Raw genomic sequence first — 26,784 nt, forward strand, 5'->3', positions numbered from 1 at the left:
TCAGGCGATGACCGTGGAATCTTCGCTCGTGTCGTCGACATCCACATCGGTGCGGACTTCTTCTGCTTGCGCCGCTTCCAGCTTGCCGAAATGCGCGTTCAGGTAGGCGGCGAACTCATCGCGCACTTCCGGATGACGCAGGGCGAATTCGACCGTCGCCTTCAGATAGCCGAGCTTGCTGCCGCAGTCGAAACGCTTGCCATGATAGCGATACGCGAGCACCTGTTCCTGCTCGAGCAACGCGGCAATGGCGTCCGTCAGTTGAATCTCGCCGCCTGCGCCCGGCTTCTGCTGACGCAGGAAGTCGAACACGCGCGGCATCAGCACATAGCGGCCGACCACGCCGAAGTTCGAAGGCGCGAGCGCCGGTTCCGGCTTTTCGACCACGCGCGAGAGCTTGAAGAGACCGTCGTCCCAGGGCTTGCCCTCGATCACGCCATACGAGCGCGAATCCTTGCGGTCGATCTCCTCGACGCCGATCACCGACGAATGATAGTGGTCGAACACATCGACCATTTGCGAGAGCACGGGCGGCTTGCCGTCGAGCAGGTCGTCCGCGAGCACGACCGCGAACGGTTCGCCGCCGACGAGCTTTTCCGCGCACAACACGGCGTGACCGAGACCGAGCGCTTCGGCCTGACGCACGTACATGCAGGTGACATGGCTCGGCAAGATGCCGCGCACGAGTTCGAGCAGCTTGTCCTTGCCGCGCGCTTCGAGTTCGGCTTCGACTTCATAGGACTTGTCGAAGTGGTCTTCGATTGCGCGCTTGCTGCGCCCGGTCACGAAGATCATCTCCGTGATGCCAGCGGCCATCGCTTCTTCGACCGCGTACTGAATCAGCGGCTTGTCCACGACGGGCAGCATTTCCTTCGGACTCGCCTTCGTCGCGGGCAGGAAGCGCGTGCCGAGACCGGCTACTGGGAATACCGCCTTGCGTACCTTGAGCATCGGCTCACCTCGGTTGTCGGTTGCACGAGGCGTTGCGACGCGTCTTGGAGCGTTCGCGGCCGCCTCTTGTTGTGGGATATGTAGTGGAATCAATCGCCCGATTTCATCAGACGACATGAGTGATGCCAGCTTATCGTCCGAATATCGAAATCATCTGCCAACAGTTCGCCATTATCCGACGATGGCGACGGCGTTTGCTGCCTGCCGCGTATAGTGCCACGCATATAGCTTGGTTTTCCCTCTGCTTTTCGCTCCACCAGGGAGATTACGACACAGGGGATGAACAGGAGAAAGTCGATGGTATATGCCAACGGTATGGCCCGGCTGCAGGTCGTGCGCTCGCCCGAAACCGACGCGCCGCCCGCCGATGTGGCCAGCATGGCGAAGCGAATCGGCATTCTGATCTTCGAGGACTTCTCGCTCGTCGAAGTCAGTTCTATTTCCGAAGTCTTTTCGCTTGCCAACCAGGTTCGCCTGCCTGCTCATGCGGGCTCGAACGCTGCGGCGCCGAACTATTCGCTGATGTTCGTGTCCAGTGAAGGCGGGAGCGTGGCGAGCAGCTGTTCCATGCGCATCTGGAGCGAAAGCCTCGAAAACCGCTGGATGAACGAGTGCGATGCCCTTTTCATCGCGGGCGGCGAAGGCGCGCGGCACGCGCGGCACGACGTCATGTTGCGCAAACGCCTTGGGCGTATCGCACCGAAGATCCCGTTCATCAAGGCTATCGGCGAAGGCGCGCACATTCTGGCGGCGGCGAATCTCACGCTGCAGAACCGTTCGCTCGATTTCGGCGATGAACCCGCGCAGGACGCGTTGTCCTCGGCCTTGTCGCCTGCGTTGTCGAACGCACTTTTCATCGCGGAACAAACGCTTACGCTGGACGATCCTAAAGGCCCGATCGCGGCGGCGTTGTCCATCATCAAGCGCGATCACGGCGCGGCGGTAGCGCGCGAAGTGTCGGAGCGCACGCTGCCGGGCGCGTGGCACAAGCTTGCAACCGTGCTGGAAGACACCGACAGCGGCGGCGTGCGCCAGAAGATCGACGCAGCCGCGCGCTGGATGCGCGAGAACTACGTGAAGCCGATTTCGATCACCGATGCGGCGCGCGTCGCGGCCATGAGCGAACGCAACTTCCTGCGCCGCTTCAAGGCGCAAATCGGGCTCACGCCTTCTGAATATCTCTTGCGCGCGCGACTGGACGCGAGTTGCATGCTTCTTGCGGGAACGGACTTACCGGTGGACAAGATTGCGCGCCGATGCGGCGCGGGCAGTGGCGACGGCCTCGCGAAGATCTTTCGCAAGCGGCTGTCGATCTCGCCGACGGAATACCGCATGGCGGGACGGCGCAAGCAAGCGGCCGACACGACATAGACTTTATGGCGACATAAGCTTAAACAGCGCATGGACCGATGCGCGCCAGGACGGGGCAACGAAAAAGGCATGGAAACGAAAATACTCTGGATTTTTTCCAATCTCGGCGACGCGGCGCTTCTTTTGCCGCTCGCACTCGTTTGCGCACTGTGGTTGCGCTCGGTGGACATGCGGCTGGCCATTCGCTGGGCCGTGCTGCTGACCGCCGGCATGGGACTGGTCGGCCTTTCGAAGATTCTCTATGCAGGCTGCGGCCTCGAAGTGCCGGCCATCGAATTTCGTATGATCAGCGGGCACACCATGCTCGCGGCATCGATCTATACGGTCGCCGCAGGCTTGCTCGCGGGCGGGCTCGGAAGAGCGTGGTATCTGCTGGGCGCGGCAGCGGGACTCGTGCTCGCGGCGCTGATCGGCGCAAGTCGTATTCTGCAGGACGCGCACACGCCTGCTGAAGTCGTGGCTGGCTGGCTGCTCGGCGGCCTCATCGCCTTCCTGTTGTTGCGCCATGTGTTTGCCGTGCCGCGCAAGATGCCGCGCGCGCTCGTGGCGGGCCTCGGGCTGCTCGCCGTCTCTTCGATCGCTTACGGCCATCACGCGCCGTTCCAGCGGATGATCGAACACTACTCGTGGTGGCTGTGCCGCGGACTCGGACTGTCGTGATCGTGCGCGCCGGCCACGGTTGCTGCGCGGCTGGCGGGTTCCAAAGTATGATCCCCGCTTGATCAACAGTTCGACCGCCGTGCATGCCTGCATCTTTGCGCGCGCGGCCGTGATTGCAGACGAGTATGGATCGCTTTCTCGCCATGAAGGTCTTTGCGCGCGTCGTCGAGGCGGGCAGCTTCTCCAAGGCCGCCGATGCGCTGCGCCTGCCGCCCGCGAGCGTATCGCGCACGCTGCAAGCGCTCGAAGCGCATCTCGGCGCACGCCTCATCAATCGCACCACACGCAGCATCAGCATCACCGAAGACGGCGAGGCTTACTACGATCGCTGCGTGCGCGTGCTGGGCGAGATCGACGACATGGAAGCGTCGCTCTCGCATTCGAAGCTCAGTCCCAAGGGCAACGTCAAGGTCAGCCTGCCGCAGGTCATGGCGAAAAGCACCATCATTCCCGCCTTGCCGGAATTCTTCGCGGCTTATCCGGATATCGGCGTCGAATTGCTTTTGACGGACCGCTCGGTCGATCTCGTCGAGGAAGCCGTGGATTGCGTGGTGCGCGTGGGCGCGGTCGGCGACGTCGGCCTCGTGGCCAAGCGCATCGGCGCGTATTCGCAGATCACGTGCGCGTCGCCCGGCTATCTCGAGAAGTACGGCACGCCGCGCACGCTCGACGATCTCGAACAGCATCTCGCGGTCGGCTACGTGCTCAACAAGTCGGGGCGCGTGCGCAACTGGGAATTCGTCGTCGATAACGAAACGCGCACCATCGCGATGAAGCACAAGATCGCGGTGAACGACGGCGATTCGTACATTGCGTGCGGCGTCTCGGGCCTCGGACTCATCCAGAGTTCGAGCTACACGCTCGACCCTTATGTGAAAAGCGGCGCGCTCGTGGAAGTGCTGAACGAGTATCCGTCGTATGCGCGCGTGGTGTCGGTGCTGTATGCGGCGAACCGGCATCAGCCACGGCGCGTGCGCGTATTCATCGACTGGGTGGCGGAGCTCTATGGACGCTTGCCCGCGTTTCAGGCGAGCGGCAAAACGGTCTCGCCGTCGTGACGATCGGCATGGTGCGCCAGTCGTAGGCGCCATACACACGTTCGAGCGCGCGAAGGTCCTGCGCTCGGGCACTCGCGTGAATCCCTTGCAGCTCGCTCAGTTCGAACTCCACTGCATGACAGTTGGCGTAGTCGCGCGAGCGTAACGCTGCGCCGATGGTCGTGAAGAAAGCCGTCGTCGGCACGTCGAAGCCCGCTGCGATATGCAGCGCGGCGGTATCGGGCGTCGCCAGATAACAGGCGTGTCCGATCCACGCGATGAATTCCGCCGTATCCCTGGAACGCGCCGCGATGTCGCGATAGTGCGGGTGATCGATCGCGCCGAAGCCATACACGGGCAAGCCGAATTCGTCCCACAGACGCGCGACGATGCGCCCACGCGCCGCCTGCGGCACACTGCGCACTGGCGTGCTCGCGTTGGGACAGAACAGCACATACGCCGCGTCGGCTGCGTGAAGCGCGGGCAAGGGCAAGGCCAGATCACGCAGCCAGCGATTGCGCTTGTCTTCCGGCGCTACGCTTAGCGGGTCCACGCCTAACGCGCGGATGAAGAAATCGATCATCGGCACCGAGGCGAAGCTCGGCCAGAAGAGATGATTGCCGAGGTCGATCTTCGGTTCATCGGCGGGCAGGCTTGCGAGCGGCACCGGCAGATCGATCACATCGCCCCCGACGAGCGGCGCGGCCAGTTCATACAAGCGCTTCACGTAGCCTGGCGCATGAGCCGGCCGATAAATCGGAAACGTGAGATGCGGCCAGTGTCGCTTGATCGCGAAGAGCGCGGACAGGCCGATGATCGAATCGCCCAGCGTCACACCGAACGCGTTGATGAGATGAACGCGGCGCGCGGCTGCATAGTTCGCCGTGAAGGGAGTGGAGACGGCGCAGAGAATGTCGCGCCGCGCGTCGTGTAATGAAGTGAAGCCGGAGGCATCGCTACCGGTGGCTTCGAGATCGTAGGACGCGACGATCTCGCCGTGCCTCGATAACAACGAACCCGCATGGGTCAGCGCATGGACTTCGTCGAAAGTCGTCATGCGCTGTTGGCTCCGTCAGAGCGACGTGCCGCGCTCGTTGGCCACTTTCGCCACTTTCGCAACCGGCACGCTTTGCAGCGTGGGGTTGGTCACCGTCTGATACTCCGGCACCCAGCGACGCAGATCGCGCCGTACTTCGTCATCCGCGAGCACGCGATGCTGCATGAGCCACGGCAACAATTCGTCGATGAAGTTTTCGGGCACGCCTCGCGCCTGCGCGATCCGCAGTTTGGGATGCGGCGTGCGCGTGGTGGTTTCGTCGTCGGCGAGTAGTTCCTCGTAAAGCTTCTCGCCCGGCCGCAAGCCAGTGAACACGATGCGAATCTGTTCTTCGCTGTAACCGTAGAGCCGGATCAGATCGCGCGCCAGATCGACGATCTTCACGGGCTGACCCATATCCAGAATGAAAATCTCGCCGCCACGTCCCATGCTCGACGCCTGCAACACGAGTTGCGCGGCTTCGGGAATGGTCATGAAGAAGCGCGTGATTTCCGGATGCGTCACCGTGACCGGGCCGCCCTTCGCAATCTGCTGCTGGAACTTGGGGATCACGCTGCCCGCGCTGCCGAGCACATTGCCGAAGCGCACCGTCTCGAACTGCGTGTGCGGCGCGGCCTGTTGCAAGGCCTGACACGCCATCTCGGCGAGCCGCTTGCTGGCGCCCATCACGTTGGTCGGGTTGACGGCCTTGTCGGTGGAAATCAAAACGAAGTGGCGCACGTCATGGCGAATCGCCGCGCGCGCGACGCGCAGCGTGCCGAGCACGTTATTGCGCACGGCTTGCCAGGCGTTCTGCTCTTCCATCAGCGGCACGTGCTTGTAGGCGGCCGCATGAAACACGATATGCGGCGCAAAGCGCGCCATGGTCTGATCGAGCAGCAGCGAATCCTTGGCGTCGCCGACGACCGGAATCACCGAGCAATCCGTGAATTTCTCGTGCAACTCCTCGATCAGGCGATACATCGCGTATTCGCTCAGATCGTAGGCGACGAGTTGCGCCGGCGAGAAACGCAGAATCTGCCGGCAGAGTTCCGAGCCGATAGAACCGCCCGCGCCCGTCACCATCACCACACGACCGTGCAGCAACTGTTCGACGTGCGGCATGTCGATTTTGACGGGCTCGCGGCCGAGCAAATCCTCGAGATCGATCTGCCGCACGCGCGACAGGAAACCGCCCTCGCCTTGCGTCAATTGACTAAGCGCGGGCAGCACCATGACCTTCACGCCCGCGCGCACGCACAGCGTGGCGACGCGGCGCTGCTCTTCCGCCGATGCCGAGGGAATCGCGATGATGGCGTAATCGGTCTTGTATTGCTCCGCGACCTGCTGCAAATCGCCGAAACTGCCCAGCACCTTGTGGCCGAGCACTTCGCGGCCTTGCTTCGAGCGGTCGTCATCGAGCAGGCCGACCAGACGCCATTCGCTCGAACGCGCAAGTTCACGCGCCAGCATGGCGCCCGCAGTGCCTGCGCCGAGCACGATCACAGGCTTGCCCTGCCCGACGAGCCCGCCATAGAGATAGAACTCCTTGGTCGCACGATAGAGCGCGCGCGCGCCGCCCATTGCGAGAAATAGCAACAGCGGCTCGACGATCAGCACCGAGCGAGGAATCACGGGCGTTGGTTGCGCCATGACCGCGCCGATCATGACGACGAGCGCGCCGACGGCGACCGACTTCGAGATGCGCATCAGATCGGGCAGACTCGCGAACACCCACATGCCGCGATAGAGACCGAAGACGCGGAACATGACGCCGTAGACAGGCAGCACCCAGATGAGCGCCATGAATGCGCCGTGCTGAAACTCGGGTGGCACCGCGCCGTTGAAGCGGATCATGTAGGCGACGAGCCATGTCGCGGCAACCGCGCACAGATCGAACGCGAAGGCTCCGGCGGAAAGCCAAGGAGCTTTGTATCGAATCATCCGCGTGTACCTCTAGGTTGTCCGGAGTGAAGCGCTTGATGACGGCGCCAGCAAACATCGACGACTGAGCCTGCCGCCACGACAACGACCACCCATACTGCGACCGCCAGCCACTGGCTCGCGGGAGACCACGCGAGCGCCGAGATGGCGAGCACGACGCCCGCGAGCATCAGCAAATACCACGCAAGCGCCGTCCGCGCGTGGCCGGCGCCGGCTTGAACCATGCGTTGATAGTAATGCTCCCGGTGTGCCTGCCAAAACCTTTCTCCGCGTGCGAGACGCTTGAGCAGCGTCACCGACGCGTCGCCGATGAACGGCGAAAACACCAGCGCCGGAAACCAAACGGGCCACGTGCCCTTGAGCCAGCCCCAATATCCGAGTGCTCCAGCCAAGAATCCTAAGGGAATCGACCCCGAATCTCCCAGAAAAATCCTAGCCGGATGAAAATTGAATAGCAAGAAGCCTGCTGCGGCGCCGGCGAGCGCCGCGCTCGCGACGCCTAAATCGATCTGCGGCACGGGCCCGGAGAGCGCCGCGACGGCGTAACCGCCGAAACCGAATAGCGCCATGCCGCCTCCAAGGCCGTCGGAGCCGTCCATGAAGTTGTAGAGATTGACGAGCCAGACCATGAGGAAGCCGACGGCAACCAGCGCCCACCAAGGCACCGGCGCGGGATTCAGCGCGATGAGCAGCGCAACGGCGGCCACGTGCGCGCCGAAGCGCACGCGGGCGGGCAAGCCGCGACGATCGTCAATCTGCGATACCGCCGCGAGCACCGCGGTCAAGAGCGCGGCAAGCCACAGCGTGGGCGTGGCGACCAGCATGGCGATGACGGCAACCGGAACGATTCCCCATCCGCCGACACGCGGCGTCGGACGGCTATGAAGCGAACGTTCGTTCGGAATATCAGTGGCGAGGCGCCAGGCCAAGCCCGTGCGAAGCAAGGCTGAGAGGATCGCGGCGCATGCTGCGAGCGACCCCGCTGCGACTAAAGCAGCGGCAATCCATGGAGAACTGACGACAAAGGGTGACAGCGGCTGGGTCATTTCCCGGAAGTTGCAAGGTGAGGTTCTTTCGACTGTGACAAATCATGCCCTCTTCGACGCGGTGCGCGTGTTACCGGGGCTTATCCGTTGTTACCGGACGTTAACTCGACATAATTAGCTCGGAATTATGTTTTCCGCAGACGATACGCGCGATACCAGTCCGCCGTTGCGGCGAGGCCTTCGTCGAGCGTGTACGGCGGGCGCCAGCCTAGCACATCGCGGATGTGAGTCGAGTCGATCTGGAGGCTGCCGGTCAGGCGGGCGATTTGAGGCGATTTGCCGGTGAGTCTGCCTGCCAGTTTCAAGGCGCCGACCGGTACGGACACCAGCCGCGCGGGCTTATGCAGATGATGCCCCAGACGCCGGGCGAGGTCTGCGACACCGGGATCTTCGCCATCCGTGATGTGGAATAGCTGATTCGCGGCGCGCGGATGCGTGGCGCAGGTGACGAGCGCATCGGCGAGATTCATCACGTAGCAAAGGCTTCTGCGTGCTTCCACCGCGCCGATGGGCAACGGCATGCCCTTGGCGATCGCGTCCATCAGGCTCAAGAAATTGGCGCGCACATCGGGTCCATAGACCAGCGGTGGGCGCGCGATCACGATTTCCAGGCCGGTGCGCGCGCCGAACTCCTTCAGCCTGATCTCCGCTTCGAGCTTGGAGACGCCGTATGGATCGGGTGGATGCGGCGTATCGGTTTCCTTTAGCGGACGGCCATCGTCCAGTTCGGCGAGCGCCTTGATGCTGCTCACGAAGACGAAGCGCCGCGCGCCTGCGCGATGTGCCGCGTCGGCGACGCTGAGGGTGCCATCGACGTTGATTGCGCGAAAGGCGGCGAGCGGGTCGGTGGCCGCGTCGCTCATGACGTGGACGCGCGCGGCCAGATGAATCACCGACGCGCACTTTTCGAAGGCTACGGGCGTGATTGCATCGAGCGAGCCGATGTGCACGGGCGTGACGCCCGGCTCGAGCGCTGCAGCCTCGCGCACGATGCCTACAGGCTCTTTGCCCGCATCTAGCAGCAAGCGCGACACGGCCCGCCCGACGAACCCGTTTGCTCCGGTCACGCCGATGCGCTCGCTCATAGCCATTTCCAGCCGAAGCGGTTGAAGAACCTGCACGCCGATGTGACGAAGAGCTTGATGTGTTTGAAGCCCTTGCGCGCCGCGTCGCCGCCATGATGCAGCACGCGTACCGAGGGCACGTAGGCCACGCGGGCGATTTCGTGGGTACGCAGGCTCAGGTCGTAGTCTTCGAAGTAGAGGAAATAGCGCGGGTCGAAGCCGCCGAGTTTTTTGAGAACCTCGGTGCGAAATAGCATGAAGCAGCCGCTGACGATGGGCGGGTCCCAGAGGATGCTTTTATCGCCGATGAGGTCGCGCATTTCGTATCGCGCCAGCCGCGCTTCAAATGGCTTTCTCAGGCTTTCGGGGAGGAAGCCTCGGATGAAGAGGTCGAAGACGGTCGGGTAGCGGCGGCAGAGGAATTGCTGGCTGCCGTCGTCTTCAAGTATGAACGGGGAAAGCAGACCGGCTTCCGGATGCGCGTCCATGAAGGCGATTGCCTGAACGAGCGCGTCGCTTTCCAGTTCGATGTCAGGATTCAGGATCAGGTGGTAACGGCTCGATGTGCGTTCTATCGCGAGATTATGGCCCCGGCCATAGCCGACGTTGCCCTGGCCTTCGATGACGTGCGTTTGAAGCGCCGTTTCGCCGGCAACCTCGGACAGGTTGAACCCTTCGTCCGCTCCGTTGTTGATCAGATACAGCGGCGCAGAGACGCTGAGCTCGGCGGGTAACACACAATGCAACGCGTTATCGAGCGTAGTCAGCGTGCGTTCAAGAAGCTGCCGATGCGGCCGGTACACAACGAGGGATACGCTTATCAATTGAGCTGAGCTTGCGCTGGCGTATAGGGAGTTCAACTGCATCCTTAGCGACTGAGTTCTGAACGCGCCACCCTACCGTCGGGCGACGCAGCCGACATTTTCCCTGAAATGCGTCGTGCGTAGGAAATAATCAAACGCGGTTTATGCTGGCGGGATGGTTGCGCCGCCCCTGTGAAAGCCTGCGAACCTCGGTATTTTCCACAAGGTGCTCGACTCGACGCTCTTCCAAATGTTACTCAACTCTTCCGCGGAGCAGATGCTTGGGAATAAGCAGCGCCTGAAGGTTGTGGCTGCTATGGCAAGCGCACGGCCTGCTCTCTCTGATTGGCATAACGCGAACTTTCACCGCGTCACCATAGCATTGAAGAAACGACGTCTGCCTCGGCGCTCCGATGTTGAGGGACGATTCTGAACCGGTAAGCCCAACTGTTGACGTACCGGGTCCCTCGACGTACTCGCTGCGTCAACGTCATCTCTATTTCAGTTCCTTTATGGTCAATCACAGCGAGGAATACACCCGGCATATCCCGGCCATTTTTTCCGCAGTAAGGATTGGCATTTTCCCAGACAGCAAGATACCTTGGGTTCTATCACAAAGTAGCTTCGGTGCTGTGACCGGTACGCATTGTTTCCCTTTCACGATGAAAATGTACGCACAATGACTCCATTACTGGTGCACCACAAAACCTCATGCAATCAACGAAGGGGACACGCGCCGTTGTTATCAGCGTTTAACGCCGCAGCCCGCGCTCTCTCTTTGCTCTTCTCTAACAGCGTGCAGCGTAACCTCGTTGAATTAATGCCTAAGACTTTTAAATGCTGCTTCCGCGAGAGCCTGCGGAGCCTGAGTGCTGCTGGACACACACGTGCTATGACTGGCAGCCCTTAACGAAAAGGAGGAGCGACTGAGGATACGTCCGCGCGGACGCCACCGATCACCTTTTTTCCGTCACGACCGATCGCAATCTGTTCAAGCAAATTAGCCGGGAAGGGCAGCTTGCCAATAAGCCCGCGCATCCAACTAGCATAATCCCGACTGCAGTGAGCGACATACGGACAAGTCGATGGCGAGGCATGCGCGCCGCTAAACGCGGAACGATCGTTAAGCAACAACACACGTCACGTAAGCAGCAATGTTGAACTGCGACCCAATCGCACACTACGCACCCAGTCGGGATATCTGAGACTTCACGTGTAGCCAGATTGACAACTGCCGTTCGAGATATTTGCGAAACTTCCTGTCGCCATTTAGTACGAAGGTAGTAACTGTATTGGCTGTCGCATGCCGCCAATGGCCGAAAATAAGCACAGTGTCGTTTCGCTTGAGCGAATGCAACCATTCAGCTTGATTGGTCCATGCCGTCGCGTGCGCGAGTTCTCCTACCATCGGGTCACGAGAATATGAAAGCGCTGCAGACGACTTCATATGCAAAACATACAACGATCGACCATGTCTCTTGATAGCCTCAATTTTTGTTACCGTACCCACCAGCGCGACTGGAAAAGAAGTTGCAGTCTTACCGAGCCAACGATAGGCTGCAAGAAATCGCGCTTCCTCGTAGTAGAAATCCTCCCAATTCACCGACATGCCATTGAAGACGAATTCCAGACGGTCTCTAAGACCGGAATCGCTCGCACACAAACTTCGAAGTTGTATCACTCGCTTCGCCGCGCTAATGTACGCCGACAGAAAACGGCGGGAGTCGCTTGAAAAGAACGCACTGCCGTTTCCTGCCATATCAGCCTTGCAAGATGTTTTCGAACGCTTTGAATGCTGGTCCACGTCGCGTATATCAGCGATCGCGAGCAGACGAAAGCGATATTGTCCCCGTTCGATGGCCTGCAAAAGACCAAAGGAACGACGCGCTATCACTTTCAGTTGTTCCTCGACGTTGAACATGCAGCGCTTGTTATGCGCCACCTTCGGAAATAAGCGGAAATACGCCTTGACCGTGCAGGCTTTGCCCCGACTCTCGCGTGCGTGCTGCGGAACGTAACTGACGGGCGCGCTGCAATACACACATCTCAACGGCGGAGCCTCTTGGAGAGAATCGATCGTCTCGGCGGAGATTTCTTGCCCGTCCATTGTTCTAGCCACCCACATTCTTGCAGCCATCTTTTCCCCTCCTTGTTCGTTTGCTAGACACGGTGAAGACCATGCAATGACGCGATGATTTGATGCCACTTCCTTTCTTTCAGCGCACGCAAGTCAACCCTGGCGTCTCTGCGTGCACTGACCCCAAGACGGAATCGAGGGGCGGATACGAAAGTGCGGGAGACAGCTCGCTTGGTGAAGCCTTGGCTGGCACCTTCAGAAAGCGGACGCTCTGACCCGGCGCCCATCTTTTTCCGCGCGATGCTGTTTTCACGGAGGTTCGCGTTGCTGCTCTTCGGCTGTGGCAGCAGTGACGGTGATGAGCGTCCCGCTGCACACGAACGCCGCTCGCCAACAATGACCACTGAATTCGTGGGCACCGGAGGCACCCTCGCCCTTGATCTCAATGTGCGTCGGTCTTGTAATCCCTGCCTTCGTAGGCCGGGCAAAGCAGAGCATCCCGGCTTAAGTACGCCGACGACCGAGGCTGGACAACGCCTTAGAGATTGACGTTTACAAGATTCTTCGCTGGGGTAACGAAGGGCGCACTGCCGCGCAGGGCCCGACGGTTATGACGTCCGGATTTCTCAGCAAGACGTGAGTGTCCAGATTGATTGGACGCGTAAGTGGCGCGAGCGGAATCGCCAGTCGCTAATGAGGCAGACCACGCCAAGCGGCGTGGTCTGCATAAACAACGTCGATCGACTCTGAAGTCAACGTCGCGTCGACGAACGGGCGAAGCACTGCTAAGAAGAAGCCAATAAGACGAGCTTCAGCATCATCGTCACGTCGATTCGTGATCACCCGGAAAGCACATATGTCCGATGATGAATAAAGCCGCGGACGTGAGGCAAAGCAACGCGGTTTCAACGATCACACCTGCGTCCCAGTCCTTGCTTGACTGAACGAGGTAGCACGCGCCGATCAACGAAAGGGCACTCAGCATATGGGCGAAGCGCCGGTTGAGTCGCCGTTGAGCGCGATTGGGAGTTGCGACACTTTTGAGAATCGTCACTAGACGCTCACCGAAAGGCAGCTTGTCCCCCACGGCAAATTCGCCGTCGGGGGCGCCTGTAACGCGATAGATGACGCCGTCTAGCGAAACTCGAATTGACGTGCGGCGCTCTGTCTTTTCGAGTTCGGTAAGCATCGCGCTCAAGCGCGGCGGCAGCAAAATGCGGAATGACGGCTGAACGACAACGCGGTCGGTCAGGATCAAGCCCCCTGCATAGCGGACTTCTAGTACGGCGATTTTCATAAAGCCTCCTTGGCTAAGAAAGTAGCGGCCTTCGGCGATGTGCCGAGCCAGACTACGGTGGTGAAATTGGACAGCGGTGGATCGTGCGCGACGTATGACCGGTCGCGCAGAGAGCCAGCGTGACGGGGAGTTGCTGAAAACGGACAACGAGCAACGTTCTGCGACCGCGCGTGCGCAAGCGTGGCCGTTGCACAGATGTCTGTTTTCATCCGAGGCAAGGCGTTCGTTCCTGCACAAAGCGCCCTCGACTTGCACGAGAACACGAAGGACGACGGGGCACGGAGACCAGCGCTCGAATGCAACGATGGGAAACGATCGAGGGTCGCTCAACGAGCTCGCGTGCGAACCGGGAGAGCGACTCCCCCGAGAGGCCAGGTATAAAAGAAGTGGCAAGCGCGCGTCAGCCGTGCGCTCAGCTAAGGTCGATGCGTAAATACGCGGTGGGTCCAACCAATATAGCGCGCCCAGTGGACGGTTTCCGCTGGAAAGCTTCGTAAAGACGGCGTCTTTTCAGTCTGATAGCGGATATTGATGTCACGGAGCGGGCGGCTCGAGCGGCGGTTGCCGTTCGAGGGCGATAGAGCTCGGTTGGCCCGACGCCGCACCACGGGCAACTTTCGAGGGTTGGCTTGGTTTTCACGTTGCTGCCACAGCGCTGCGATACAACGAAACAGCGATTCGGGCGCCGGTATCACGGGCGCGTGCGCCTGCGAGAGCAAGACCAGTCGATATGGGAAGCGACGTTGTCCGCATCTAAGTAGCGCCGATGCGTTGCACGAAAGCGGTTCAACCTCATGCGCAGGAAGTAGTGCAAGTCTGGCAGGGTCAAGACGCCATCCGGCACGGTCGGATGCAGGCTGCAGCCCGCTTCGCCTAGAACGGCGATACTCTCGACCGGACAGTCGTGTTGAGCCAACACGCAGCGCAAATGCCGCACGGCCGGCTTCGTTCGGCGCAGCGGCGACGTATGAATCGTTATATCGCCGCGGTCATCGACAACGGCCAGTTCATCTTCGTTGGTGCCCGGTTTGACCAGGCCCGTCCAGTGGAAGTGGTTCAAGATGAAGACGCCAAACGGGGTTATCGCGAGGCAATCAACCTGTGTTGTCGGGTTCTTGGTGCCCGGTGCATGTTCGAGTTCGATTGAATGACGCACATGCGCCCAGCCATCGCACGCATGCTGAAAGATCGGCGCAATGCGCATCAGCAACGCGCGGCTCACGCGTTGACGGTTTTTCGCTCCGTTGGTCGGGTCTTTCCTTGTCATGCGGGAATGGCTGAAGGTTTCGTCAGCGGCGCAGGCTGTCTCGTTCGGTAGGTCGTGCGTCGGCATTCCGTCGTGGTTGTGCTTTCTCACTTAGTCCCTCGGCTTTCGTTCATGGGATGGACTTCCAAGAAGAGTCATCGCATGCCACTGCGATCTCATTTGCAAGTCACGCCGCCTACCGCGCCGCCACGTCTGTCGGCATAGCTCGACCGAGCGTCATTGAGTGAGGCGAGCGGTACTAGGCGAATAAGAAGGTGGGTAGGTTGTGTTACGGAACCACCGCCGGGCGAATCTACGCGCACTGACACTCGCGCGGCTCGCTCTGCAGCAGCAACCTTCGCAATGCCGCGACGCGTTGCTGCTGAGTTGGAATGAGGCAAGTTTTTCGCTCGATTCGCTCGAGCCGTGCGAGCCAATAAGACTGAGGCAAATACTCAGGTAAAAACGGGCCGTGAGTGCCAGTGACGTGACGAATCATCGCTTCAAGATGTCGGATTTCGGTGTCCGCGCACCGCGCGGGTAGACGCACCGTCGGGGACGGTACGCTGAGGGCGGACGGACTTATTAATCCTGCTAGGCGTTGCCGGAGGGAATGCCCGGGCGCGACGCGCACTGGCGTGTGAGTGCGTTTGCGTTCGGACGGGTGTTCCGTCGAACCGCGACTATCAATGAGTCTTGCTCGTTGGGGGGAATACGCGTGGCACAAACGTTTCTGTATTGGCATGTCTGCAATGGATTTGGTTGGGACAAATCCAGCATGCCTACTCCCGTGAAAAGTCAAGGCAACGCCTCGGCTTGGCGACAGACGTTTTCAGGAAGTCGAAATGGCGCCTGCCAAGCGCGGTAGCACACAGCAGAAAGCCCTCGCCTTATGAATTGATCGTCGAAACGACGCGATAAAAGGATGCCGTGCCATGCCAAGGCTGCCTTCCCTAAGAGCGTACAAGGAACGTGGGCCGCGCTTAGCAGTTCGGCGGCGTGCCCGACGTTGCTTCGAAAAAACTGCTCAACGCACTTCTTGCTTGACGCACGTTCCGAAAAATAGATACGCGATGACTTGCTCAGAAGGCCAAAATCCTTCCATTGTCCCAATGGTGTGATAGTCTGGGATCGACAAGCGCCGCGCGCCATCACTACACCGTTAGCATAACTACATTCTAGACTGCGCACGGACCGTTCGGCACCGTGGTAGACGCCCGAGAGGTTGATGACGTAGAGCGCAATATCAGAGGGTGGTTGCGAGTTACATGAATCCACGCGCCTTCTCCTGCGGATATCGAGCTACGACGGCAGCCATTGAGCGGGGGATGCGACAAATTGTCGGGCAACACACCGATCTCGCGAACGATTCGAACGCAAGCGAAGATGGACGCGGGTTCGTCAGCCGCCAAAGCGAGGGCGAGGACGGGTGTAGCCGCTTCTTGTGCCTTTGCGACAGCGACCGCGCGCGAAGCCGCTAGGCCAGCCGAGGTGAGTTCGTTGCACCGAAAGACCCTACCCTCGAAGCACGCCGGATGGATCAGGATGGACCTGGGCGGAAGGGCGGAATGTACTTGGCAGCCGGTCTACAAAAGGCAAAGCCGCGCGCTGAGTGCTACGTATTCCGCGCATGAACGCAACAAACTCCACATCTGTGACACGCTTCTTCAAGACCTTGCAGATCGCCTTCTCGATCTCGCGGCGGTATCTGAGAATCAATTTCGGATCTTTACATTCGATAACAAGCCGGTTCGCACCTCGTCCCTTCTTGATTTGGATACGCCTGAAGGAGCTCGCCGGCCGAATATTCTCGTCGTTTATTTCGGACAAGATGTTGTCGGAAGTGCGCCCGCCTACGTCGTACATAGAGTCCTTAAATCGCGCCCGCGAAAGTAGTTCGTCAAGGCCGATCTCGCGCTTGAGCGCAAGCAGTTTTCGGCCGACCGAAAAGGTCAACGCTTCCTCATGGAATAGATGGCGGATCGCATCGGGCAGCGCCCGGATGGCAACGGCGTCGCTGATGTTGCGTCGCGGTATATGCAGTGTCTTCGCGCATGCACTGAAAGAATTCCATTCTCCTTGTGTCACCCCTAAGTGATAGCGGTCAGAGATGTTTTTCGGGAGATCTAAGGTGCGGGACACGATCTTCTCTGGATTTTGTCCAGACCATCGCAGCATTTTTTTCGACTCCAGTGCTTGCCCTTTGACGATACTCAACACCGTCTTTTTAGAGTGTTTTGCGCCGGAAGCCCCACTTTGCTCGATACGGCGTAGGACCGTGCTAAGGCCATCGCGACGGATCGCGTAGCTAATAACGCGGACTGTATGGCTGCTGATGTCGATGTTATCTTCGAACAGGTCAATAATCCTTTCAGGGAGTTCGTGAAGCTGCATCGCCATTGACAGGTCGCCTTGACTGACGCCGAGCGCATTCAACGCGCCAAGTTGTGTGGTCCATTTTCCTTCAGCCAGTCCTTCGCGATAAAGCTGCGCGAGGCGCAAGCAACTTCGACGGCTGATCAATCGATACGGCCTTTTTGGACGGCTCATTATGGTCTCCTTTGGATCAAGCGACCGGATCATTGCATACTGGAAGCATCAATGCGCAACTAATTTTTCCAATTAAATTCGGAATTCCATAATCAAAGGCGAAAGGCGCTTAAAATCACGCGTCTTTCGCTTCGAACCGGTGAAAAGAGGTATAAACCCGCCCTTTCAACTGATGTCAGTCACTGCACTTCACTTCAAATAGCCCGACGCAGGTTGACGCGGACGCAAAGCGCTCGTATTAGTCTGTGGGTGCGAGCGATGGCTTTACGCATGCAGCTTGCACTCAGCTACGAGTCGCGTTAGATTTCGCCAACTGCAGTTCTCAAATGGCACGCTTGTATCGTAGCGGCGCCGTCACAGCCCCCTCCGCTTTCGTCGTTGCACACCCCCACTTCTCAAGTTGAACCGTAAGACCTGGGCTGAAAGAGTTCATCCGGAGAACGCCCCTTCGCTCGCGCTCGCGCGGGCTCCAACCCTGTGATTTCAAGCGGGTAAAGAGCGAATATTGCGAAATCGCCTCGGTGCACTCAGACGCTCAAATTTCGCATCGGCAGCTTACAAATTGCTTTTTCACACGCATGTGGCCGCATAAGATTCTTGGGCGGGATGCAAAAAAGTTCCAAATGCCCGCCGTGTTGTGACTGATGCCACCGTCCCGGCGGGGCCTCGCGAATCTGGGAGCTGATGCAATGGTTGGGCAGTCGACCGGTGGCGGGACTGCGCCGATCGAAGCAACCGACTTGGCCAACCATTGCGCGCACGGCTCTCATTAGGCGCCAAGCCGGTCCATGCCTACGCCTCAGCCACTTCCTTGTCCCAATCACGACACCCCTGCCGGATGCGTGCACTGATCTGGTTGACATCGAAGAAGGACCACTGCACCCCAACGAACGGCGCATACCTTTGGCGCAGGAACTGGTCGAGTTCGTGAAGTTTCATAATTGAAAGGGGAAGGTCGAAATCGATTTTGCATGCGTCCTCGGTAGTAATGGCGATGGCCTCGACAGGGCACTTAATATCGGCCAATAGCGCGGACAGGAAATGCACGACTGGCGCGGCTTGCCAAAGGGGACAGCGAATGGCGTGCTCCGTGGCGGACTCGGTGACGAGCAGCTCATTTGCTTTTGTCGTCAAGCTTAGCGTTCCGACCGACCGAATGTGCGTGATGACGAACACCCCGAAGCGAGTAACAGCCACGCAGTCCGCGCCTGCCGCCCCGCCGGAGAATCCGAGGCTGGTCTGAACCATCATGTGTTCGAGCAATGCATAGCGGTTGAGCAGCAACGGAGCGAAGACTGCGCGAAGCTTGCGTGAGAAGTCGGCGTATTCGCGCCGGCGTTGCCTAAGCGACGGTTCCTGTTGGTAACCCTCGGGGTACCCTAGGTACGCCTGCGTTGGAAAAAAGGCGGTAGGCTGCGTTTGCGCGTGCGAGCGGGATCGTCTTGACATTGCAAAGCTCCAGGTCTGCGGTGGTCACTAGGTTTCGATTTATCGTTTCGGGTGCTGCAGAACCAATCTTAGGTTCGACGTCGCACTTCAGGAGTTCGCAAAGGCCACGATTTCGTTAGCTCTTTCAATAAAAAGGAAGAAATATCGCTCGTCAGGCTTGCATGCCGCTCGAAACGGTCTCGAGGCGGGATGTACGTGCAGTGCGCACAGGTCTGCGTAGCGCAAACGTGACGTTCAACGCGTCGCAAATGACCGTCGAAGCGAGTGAATTGCTGGCGTGAACCGAATGTGCTCAACCCTTTCGATTAAGCCCAGGCTCTGTTTGTCACGTAGGCCGGCTCACGCGTGTATAGCCGTATGTCCTCGTTGCTTACGCTGCTGAACCTGCGGAAACGCGCTCATTGAATCGCCGCGGTGTGTTCCGGTCGTAACACTTCCTGGAAACGCTATCGGAAGTTTCGAGTTTGAAACGGATGGCGTTTTTGGGGCGATCCGCGAGATTCAAGCAGGCCTCGCTCTTTCCACGAAGTCGCTGGCGCGGGCAGACTTTTCATGTAGTATCCCTTATCAATTCGACGGACGAGTGGTGGACGTCTTGACGGTGGAGTCGTCCTCGGGCACGTTCCCCGGTTAAAAAGCTGGCGTCGGTTTGTCTATTTGCGGATAAATGCGTTGTCTGGAACAAGCAGCCTTGACGGGGTCACGCTTTGCGCTGCGGAAGTCGCGGTATCAAGGCATTGTCACTACGCGTGTCTAGGTCTAGTGCCGGGGAATTCTGTTGGCCAATATAGTGCAAGGTAGACCATACCTTCGCGGGTGGTGCGTTTTGTTCTTAGCCGACGTCCTAGCTTGGCGGGCGGCTAGCAACGTGAGCCGCAGTTGTTTGGCCGTGAGCAACGCTCTCCGGAGAGCGTCCCGTTACGTTTCTTCGGCCGAGGCAACCGCTTGAATGCAAGAGTAAATTTGCCTGTTACAAAACGTGCCGAATATTCACCTCCTCCTTATTCGGCAAGCTTTTCACATCGTGAAATGACTCTATTGGGTGGGGAATGGTCGCTTGCGAGTCAAAGGAATAGCTGTGCACGAGAACTTCGACCGGAGCAAACGACACGCTCTTAGAGACGCACCTACACGGCATGTTCCGAGTCGAGCATGGCCAGGCGATCCCATAAGCATCGAGTTCACCGAAATCCGCGGCAAGCGCGTTGGTGACACTTCGGCCGACTACCACCGACGACGAGTGACACGGGGTGTGACCAAGCGTACAACATCTTCGTTGCTTGCGCAGAGTCCTGTGCTGATGATTGTTCATCATGACCACCGTCGACCGTCAACTGCACCTCGGGGCTGGAAGCCGTCGCGGATGATGACGACCGCGACGTCGTCGGATGGCGACGGCAAACCTACTCGGCGAGCAGTGAAAGCTGGTCCGGTGTGGCGTTGTTGATCGTCAGAGCCAACGGTGGATCTTGGAAGACCTCGTTGGGCGCGGATGTCGGCAGTGCTTCCGTTTCGGCGACGTATGCAGGCGTTACAGTTGGCATCGGGCCGCCTTTTGCAAGTATCCGATAGAGCGCCTGCCGTGAGATTTTCAGGCGCTTTGCCGCCTCCGATTTGACGCCGTTCGCCGCATCAAGAGCCGCAATCGCCTGCTCGAAGGTCACCACAGGTCGCGACAGGCGGCCCGCCGTTGCGAAGGTCGAGATGTAGGCCGTCGCCTTCGCTGCAAGGCTATGCCCCGCGGCTTCGACCAGCTGTTGCATGGCCCTCTGATGAAGTTCCGGATCGGGCCGATGATCGGGCAGTTTGATCGGCGCCGGCACCCCGGTTATATCCTCGTACATCTTTTGGAGGTAAGCGTGGCGCAGTCCGTGCACTGTGACGCCCAAGCCGCTACGCGTGATGCCCTCTTTCTGGAGGACGTGATAGAAATGGCGGTACCACCGCTTGAGCGACCATGGCTCCGGAATCATTGAGCCGGTGCGCGGATTTGCGAGCCTCGCTGCACGGATAAGGACTTCGTATTGCCATTCAGCATCGATCGGCACGAGCCGGGGCCTGCCGCCCTTCGTGCCATCGATGACGTGAAGGTGGCCCGAAACGCGCAGGCATTGCAGTGGCCGCAGGAGCATGCTTTCTTGGGCGCGCAAGCCGAACGTCGCTTGCAATTCGACTTGAATCGCGACCCACCGATCATGCTCGCAGAGACGGGAGATGACTTCGTTGACGTCAACGTTAGCCGCTTCCCAGGATTTATCTTCCTGCGCGATGTAATAGCGGCGATAACCGTCGGGACGCTTGATGTAGTCATCGACGGTGCCCACGAGCTGGTGCTTTTTCATCCAAGCGGCAAGCGTGCGCCAATAGGTTAGTTTGTTCTCGACCGTGCCGGGTGCCTGGTCTTTTTTGGCGACCCAAAGCTTGACCAGATAGGCGATGTGTTTTTCGGACAGGTTCCAAGGCGACTGCAATGAGAAGCCGCCCTTGCGTAGTTCGCGAAAGCCGGCAATCAGATGCCGCACGCGATAGCTCTGCGTCTTGATGGAGATTGCGTTCGACGTCACGCGCGTCGTGCTATGGGGTTTCGAAAGGTGCCGATTGAAGAGTTCGGCGAGCTCCTTGGTGAGCCGCTGAGGCAGCCCCGCATTGTCTAAAAGGGGTGAAAAATTGAATTGGATCTTCATGGCCGTCGCATCAAAGGCGACGTTCTCACCTATCAAAAGAACGTCCCGGGTTGTTGGAATACTGCACGCTTTGCTTTCCGGGATCTTAGAGATCAGATTTTCGATTCACCCGGCGCAGGGAAGCACTGCCGCCTGATGATCCATGCGCCGACACGAAGCGATGCATGGCTACTTGACCGCAGGCGTAAGCCCGTCGAGCCAAGCAATTCTTCTTGCGCTTTTTTGGTATCGGCAGCGCGAGCCGACAGAATGGGATGTAGAAATCCGCACACAGGGGTGCAAGTGATTTCCCGTCTTGCGAGCTTGTTCATCACGGTCGCCTCGATTTGGAACCGCGCGAGTCAAGCTTGGCGTGAATCGCCTTCGACGAAAGGCAGAGGTGACGTCCGCACTGTCCGTGCGGAGTTGTTCTCAGAAGATGCGAAACTGCGTTTCGGTTGGACAGCTACTGCCAACGCGGTTCTGCGAGAACTCAGTTTCCCGCATGGCGCACGTGGCTAGATCGCAGGGTCACTGCAGTGAAGATTTCGGCGTCCACCGGACACACGGCGAGAGAGAAATGGAGTGCCTTGCACTCAGGTCGATGCGTCGGAACGCGGATAGGTGAATAGGATGATGCGCTTTATCGCGATCGAATGTGGGCGGAAAGCTCGCGATTTTCATACCTCTTTCGAGAACCGCACTATCGACTCGTTACAATGTATCTTCTCCATTGCGACTTTCTCGTGTTCGACAACGGCTGGTGCGACGTCCGCCACGGCGCCGTTCAAAATGCAAATGCCGCCTCTGACATTCTCCGGCAGTCACGTCTACGGGACAACGTCCGTAGTCGGAGCCCTTTCCAATACGCGTGCACCCGTTAGCATTCGTGTACTGATTGGAACTTGACAGTGAGTTCGCACAGCAACAACTTTGCTCTTCTGCGACTTATAGCCGCTCTAATGGTCCTCTTCGCGCATCAATTCGCGCTACTTGGTCAACATGCGCCTGCACTCGGCCGACGTTTTGAGCCGCGCGCTTTAGCGAGTACATGTTTTTTCCGATTTGCAGATACCTTTCGCGCAAAGCTGGATGTCGGACCCGCACGTATGGCGGTTTATCCCAAGACGCGCCCTGAGAATCTGGCAGCGCTACCCTTGACTACTGTCGTCTGCGTCTTCGTCCTTGGCACACTCGTCAGTACCTTGCCAGCAAGCGCGTACTTCGCTTCTCCATATACCTACGAGTATCTTTCCCGGTTGCGCCTGCGGTCGAGCCTTGATCTTCCCGGCGTCTTCGCTGACTTGCCATTCCCAAGAGCAGTCAACGGTTCGCTTTGGAGCATTCCGCTAGAAGTCCACTGGTACTTGATCCTATTGTTGTTAGCGCTCGTTGGGATTATGCGTTATCGATGGCTGATCGTAGCTATGACGTTCTGCTTCGCGGTTTTCTTGTACGCGCGCGAGCGCGTCAGCTCGAAACCCGTTGCCTTGCAGAAGTCGAATACCGCTTTGTTCATGGAAGCCGTATCGTTATCGCAATCCTGCCAGGAATCGGAAATGGCAATGCTCGACAAACTTGCTCGACGTGCTCGGGAACGAACGCACCGCTCCGATACCCGGGAGTAACATGATGCCGGGAGGCAACACGCCGGCCGTGCTGCTTGACGCTATCCACTCTATGCCGGACCGTTGTCTGAAGAGCAGATTTCGACTTCCTGGGGCTGCATCGTCGGATACTCGACAAAACGATATGTGACGACCGAGAGCGCCACTGTCACTAGCGCGACGACGCTGCCGACCACCCAATACTGTGCGGGCGTTAGGTCCGCGACCGCCGTGAAATGATTTACGCATCGCGATACGAGATACAACACCCAGTTGTGGAGCAGATAAATGCTATAACTGAGCAGGCCGAGCAACCGCGCGGGGCGACAGGTTAGCGCGCCGAATAACGTGTTTCCGGCGGCGAAAAGTACGAACGGCACAAAAAGCAGCACAGCTCCCATCAACGTATAAGTCATCGGCTGGTATAGCGCCGTAGTCGCGATGCAGCCCAGCGCGACGAAAGATCCGACTGCGCCGGGGGCCCGGGATCGGAAGACGTGTGAACGGACCGCATAGGCCGCAATGCACCCTCCGAGGAAAAACCATTCGACCTGCGCCGGCGAGAACAGCGCAATTGCGATCGAGCCGCCGATCGCGAGCACCAAGGCGCGGCCTTTGACGGCTAGGGCTGCCACGAACGGGAGCAGAATGTAGTACTTCCATTCGTAGGCCAGCGACCAGAATACCGTGTTGATCAGTCTGGTCTGGTTGAACCCATTGATCTCCGGCGTGCCCGGTATCGTGAACAATAGCCACGATACAATCTGCGACGCCAAATCACCAATCGGGACGACGATCCGGAAATGGGTGAAAGCTAGCGCGGTCACGATTAGTAGGCCGGCGCTGACTAGATACATCGGCACAAGCCGCCGGATTCTCGACGCGTAGAATCGGATCGTGTCAATGTGGCCGTGACCTTCGATTACCCTTCCCCAAAACAGGAAAGCAGTGATCATGAAGAAAAATCCAACAGAACCGCGCCCGATGAAAGTGTTAAGCCGCGACGGTGTGAGCGCCCATGAGCCAATTTGGTAAAGCTGAGCGTTGATCACCACGTGATGCAACAAGACGCCTAATGCCAGGCACCCACGCAGTCCGTCGATCGCGTGGAATCTGTTTGATGAGAGTTCGCGTTCGATCGCCAGTCTGAAAAATTTCGAATGATCTACGACTGCCGACACTATGAAAGCAACGGTAGTCAAGAACGCAGCGCCTAACAGCAGATGAAGGCCGCCGATTTGCATAGGGATGAATGATAAGAGTCCGTAAAGCGGCTAGTTGCCGATACGGCGCGCATTTTACCCCGCGATCACTAATCCTCCGGACTCTCCGCCTTAATGCCTACATGCAGGGTAGGGCTTCCGGATGTCGACGTCGCACGTGCGGCACCTGCGAATGCTTGAAACTAAGCACGCAAAAAGCCGCGTAAGCCCTTAGATGACGCAGGTTTCTGTCTGGTCGCGGCGAGAGAATTCAATCGTCCGCCCAACTGCACCGTATCGAGTCGCCAAGCTAGTCGCGCGACTGGGAGAGGACTCCCCTATGACGGACCTAGGCGCCGAACTGGCGGATTACCCCCGGCGAAGGTCTGCCGCGCATTACGAGCGGTGCGACGTCTATTTCCCACGTCTGCCGCAGAGCATGTCCTGGGACTGCCACTGACTTGCGCCGCCGAGGCGCACTCCCGTCCACATCAGGAACGCCCGCCACTTCGGCATGCCCGTCAACAGCGACGCTTCCTTCAGCACGGCATCGGCAACGTCGCGCGTCACCGGTTGCGTGGTGTAGAGAACGTTGCGCTTTGCCCCGCCCCGTTGAAGATGTCGATGAGTGCCCGCGTGTTCCTTTTGATTTTCAGCGACCGCTCATCTGCCGACGTCGTCAGCGCAGTTTTCTCTCCGATCGATTTGTGGACGGCCTCGAATCGGCGGCCGATTTGCGCTTGAAAGCCTCGAATTGCTGGTGAATCATCGCGAACCGTTCCTTATGGCTATGGCGGCGCTCAAGGTGCGCAGGTGGATTCAAGAAATGGCCCCGATGTTGATGCGCGTGCAAAACTGACCCAGTGGGTCAGTTTCCGGTAGAAATCAACAGCCCCGAAAAGGAAAGCCGCCTGAAGGCGGCTCGCGTGAAAGCGACTCGCTTAACCACGCCGGTCCGTTCGCCGCAGAGCAATGGCATGGCCGAATCGTTCGTGAAGACCATGAAGCACAACTACGTCGCGTATATGGACAAGCCCGACGCACCAATAGCGTTCTCGCGTCTGGCCATCGCGTTTGAGCAATGATATGAACGCCTCCCACCCGGGCCAGTTCTGTAGCGGCCGGCCTATAGTGATACGGCCAAGGACTCTTGGTGCAAATGGGAGATCGCTATGTTGCTCACTCCAGTTGGGATCGATATCGCCAAATCGGTGTTTCAGGTTCATCACGTAGACGAGAGCACAGGGAAGACTGTCAGCAAGACGATCAAGCGCGCGGGCTTCCTCCAATACTTCGCAAATCGCAGCCCTTGCCTTATTGGAATGGAAGCGTGTGGCGGCGCACAACACTGGGCGCGCGAACTGACAAAGCTGGGGCATCAGGTCAGGCTGCTTTCGTCAAGATTTGTGAAGGCATTCAACATTGGCAACAAGAGCGACGCAGCGGATGCACGAGCAATCTGGCTGGCCGTTCAGCAACCAGGCAAGGCTGTTGCAGTAAAAACCGAGGCTCAGCAGGCGGTGCTTGCCATGCACAGAATGCGAGAACAACTCGTAAAGATGCGGACGATGCAAATAAATGCCTTGCGCGGCCTCATGACCGAATACGGAGAGGTTATGGGTCGCAGCCGTGCGGTTTTGGAAAAAGAGATGCCAGGTACCCTGCACAGGCTCGCGGAGCGGCTGCCAGCGATGCTGGTTGATACATTGCGCGACAGATGGAACGAGTTAGCAAGGAGGGACGAGCAAATCGCCAAAATCGAGCAGCGGCTTCGCACCTGGCTTAAGCAGGATAGAGATTGCTCTGCGATAGCGGGAATTCCCGGCGTGGGCCTGCTCACGGCGACGGCAGCGGTCGCTACGATGGCCGACCCCAAGGCATTCAGGTCGGGGCGAGAATTCGCAGCATTTATAGGTCTCGTTCCACGGAAACTTGGTTCGGGCGGGAAGGTAAGCTTGTTTGGGATCAGCAAGAGGGGCGACACCTATCTTCGTACGCTTTTAACTCACGGCGCGCGCTGCGTATTAGCAAATGCCAAGGAGCCAGGTCCATGGGGCGAGCAGTTGAAAAAACGGCGGCCAGCAAACGTGGTAGTGATTGCGCTAGCGAACAAACTCGCGCGCATCATCTGGGCAGTCCTTGCACACCGGTGCCCCTATGAAAAAGGGTACTCGAGTACACGGCCAGCCTGAATTAACTTGCCGTCTAACCAACTTGGAAAGTATAAAGTCCGATCACAAGGTCCACACGTAACACACGAATCATCACACGGTTGCGCAGGCGTTTCGCTTGGAATGACAGAACAGGTAGGACCGGGACTCGCTGAACCTGTGTTGTAGTGAGAGCTCCGAGCTCGTTTGAGCAATGAGGTGCGAGTCAGCGGATTTCATAGTGGCCAGCAGCGGCTATTCGAGCTGCAGACAGGCCGGATATACAGCTGCAGCCCGTCTTGTTCTGGAATGCCGATCGAAGCCCCTCGCAAAGGGAGGCGTTCATATACATTACAACGAACGCCACCCGCATAAGGCACTGAAGTACCGTTCCCCCGGGAGTTCCGGCGAACCGCTGCATCATCAACTTAACGGTGTCTGCGTGTCCTGAGTTACAGGGGCAACTCCAGAGTTATCGTCCATGCGGCACCGCCACCCATGTTTTTTTGGGAACCATTCATTAAGCTTGACTTCGATCGCCCCCTCTTCAATCTATGCTCAAAGTATGTGATGCGCTCCAGGATATAGATGGCGGCCCCGCGTCCATAGGCGGCGCGTCGCGTCCTCTCAG

At 58.7% G+C, this 26,784-nt stretch carries 18 protein-coding genes and 1 pseudogene; 6 read left to right on the top strand and 13 right to left on the bottom strand.

Annotated features, from left to right (window positions below; genetic code table 11):
* Window positions 1-951, bottom strand: coding sequence for a UTP--glucose-1-phosphate uridylyltransferase GalU (gene galU, locus P9250_RS29180; RefSeq protein ID WP_244826053.1), 951 nt, complete (start codon window positions 949-951; stop codon window positions 1-3).
* Between the two features lie 297 nt (window positions 952-1,248).
* On the opposite strand from galU, the gene P9250_RS29185 reads away from it, so the two are divergent.
* The 3 genes from P9250_RS29185 to P9250_RS29195 all read left to right on the top strand — a co-directional run bounded on the left by P9250_RS29185 (window position 1,249) and on the right by P9250_RS29195 (window position 4,040).
* Window positions 1,249-2,322, top strand: coding sequence for a GlxA family transcriptional regulator (locus P9250_RS29185; RefSeq protein WP_250465412.1), 1,074 nt, complete (start codon window positions 1,249-1,251; stop codon window positions 2,320-2,322).
* Window positions 2,323-2,391: 69 nt separating this feature from the next.
* A complete protein-coding gene (locus tag P9250_RS29190; protein WP_244826057.1) occupies window positions 2,392-2,982 on the top strand; it encodes a phosphatase PAP2 family protein in 591 nt (196 codons plus the stop codon).
* 125 nt (window positions 2,983-3,107) lie between these two features.
* On the top strand, window positions 3,108-4,040 hold the full coding sequence (locus P9250_RS29195; RefSeq protein ID WP_250465414.1) for a LysR family transcriptional regulator: 933 nt from the start codon (window positions 3,108-3,110) through the stop codon (window positions 4,038-4,040).
* Here P9250_RS29195 and P9250_RS29200 read toward each other — a convergent pair.
* The 11 genes from P9250_RS29200 to P9250_RS29250 all read right to left on the bottom strand — a co-directional run bounded on the left by P9250_RS29200 (window position 3,964) and on the right by P9250_RS29250 (window position 21,215).
* Complete coding sequence (locus P9250_RS29200; RefSeq protein ID WP_310396539.1) at window positions 3,964-5,076, bottom strand: ADP-heptose--LPS heptosyltransferase; 1,113 nt, start codon at window positions 5,074-5,076, stop codon at window positions 3,964-3,966. The two genes, P9250_RS29195 and P9250_RS29200, sit on opposite strands and share 77 nt — an antisense overlap.
* Window positions 5,077-5,091: 15 nt before the next feature.
* Window positions 5,092-6,999 (bottom strand): nucleoside-diphosphate sugar epimerase/dehydratase, encoded by a 1,908-nt coding sequence (locus P9250_RS29205; protein WP_250526165.1) that lies wholly within the window; start codon window positions 6,997-6,999, stop codon window positions 5,092-5,094.
* Window positions 6,996-8,045, bottom strand: coding sequence for a glycosyltransferase family 4 protein (locus P9250_RS29210; protein ID WP_310396541.1), 1,050 nt, complete (start codon window positions 8,043-8,045; stop codon window positions 6,996-6,998). Before P9250_RS29210 ends, P9250_RS29205 begins: the two co-directional genes overlap by 4 nt.
* Window positions 8,046-8,170: 125 nt before the next feature.
* Window positions 8,171-9,130, bottom strand: a complete 960-nt coding sequence (locus P9250_RS29215) for an SDR family oxidoreductase (protein ID WP_310396543.1) — start codon at window positions 9,128-9,130, stop codon at window positions 8,171-8,173.
* Window positions 9,127-9,969 carry a glycosyltransferase family 2 protein gene (locus P9250_RS29220; RefSeq protein ID WP_250465421.1) on the bottom strand — a complete coding sequence of 281 codons (843 nt, stop codon included), beginning with the start codon at window positions 9,967-9,969 and terminating at the stop codon, window positions 9,127-9,129. Before P9250_RS29220 ends, P9250_RS29215 begins: the two co-directional genes overlap by 4 nt.
* A gap of 1,123 nt (window positions 9,970-11,092) precedes the next feature.
* Window positions 11,093-12,049: a hypothetical protein gene (locus tag P9250_RS29225; protein ID WP_310396545.1), complete on the bottom strand. Its 957-nt coding sequence runs from the start codon at window positions 12,047-12,049 to the stop codon at window positions 11,093-11,095.
* Between the two features lie 763 nt (window positions 12,050-12,812).
* A complete protein-coding gene (locus P9250_RS29230) occupies window positions 12,813-13,286 on the bottom strand; it encodes a hypothetical protein (RefSeq protein WP_250465425.1) in 474 nt (157 codons plus the stop codon).
* A gap of 691 nt (window positions 13,287-13,977) precedes the next feature.
* Window positions 13,978-14,553, bottom strand: coding sequence for a nuclease-related domain-containing protein (locus P9250_RS29235; RefSeq protein WP_250465427.1), 576 nt, complete (start codon window positions 14,551-14,553; stop codon window positions 13,978-13,980).
* A 1,494-nt stretch (window positions 14,554-16,047) separates the two neighbouring features.
* Window positions 16,048-17,082, bottom strand: a complete 1,035-nt coding sequence (locus tag P9250_RS29240) for a hypothetical protein (protein ID WP_310396548.1) — start codon at window positions 17,080-17,082, stop codon at window positions 16,048-16,050.
* Window positions 17,083-17,874: 792 nt separating this feature from the next.
* Window positions 17,875-18,531 (bottom strand): hypothetical protein, encoded by a 657-nt coding sequence (locus P9250_RS29245; RefSeq protein ID WP_310396550.1) that lies wholly within the window; start codon window positions 18,529-18,531, stop codon window positions 17,875-17,877.
* A gap of 1,403 nt (window positions 18,532-19,934) precedes the next feature.
* Entirely contained in the window at window positions 19,935-21,215 is a 1,281-nt protein-coding gene (locus P9250_RS29250; RefSeq protein ID WP_310396552.1) for an integrase domain-containing protein, read from the bottom strand.
* 890 nt (window positions 21,216-22,105) lie between these two features.
* On the opposite strand from P9250_RS29250, the gene P9250_RS29255 reads away from it, so the two are divergent.
* A complete protein-coding gene (locus P9250_RS29255; protein WP_310396554.1) occupies window positions 22,106-22,822 on the top strand; it encodes a hypothetical protein in 717 nt (238 codons plus the stop codon).
* Window positions 22,823-22,872: 50 nt separating this feature from the next.
* Here the strand turns inward: P9250_RS29255 and P9250_RS29260 are convergent, their stop codons facing one another.
* Window positions 22,873-24,003, bottom strand: coding sequence for an acyltransferase (locus tag P9250_RS29260; RefSeq protein WP_310396556.1), 1,131 nt, complete (start codon window positions 24,001-24,003; stop codon window positions 22,873-22,875).
* Between the two features lie 938 nt (window positions 24,004-24,941).
* On the opposite strand from P9250_RS29260, the pseudogene P9250_RS29265 reads away from it, so the two are divergent.
* Both P9250_RS29265 and P9250_RS29270 read left to right on the top strand, forming a co-directional pair.
* Window positions 24,942-25,082: pseudogene (locus tag P9250_RS29265) on the top strand (IS3 family transposase); the annotation flags it as partial.
* A gap of 93 nt (window positions 25,083-25,175) precedes the next feature.
* Window positions 25,176-26,195, top strand: a complete 1,020-nt coding sequence (locus P9250_RS29270; RefSeq protein ID WP_310396558.1) for an IS110 family transposase — start codon at window positions 25,176-25,178, stop codon at window positions 26,193-26,195.
* The last annotated feature ends 589 nt before the right edge of the window (window positions 26,196-26,784 follow it).

Source organism: Caballeronia sp. LP006 (genome assembly GCF_031450995.1).
GTDB lineage: Bacteria > Pseudomonadota > Gammaproteobacteria > Burkholderiales > Burkholderiaceae > Caballeronia.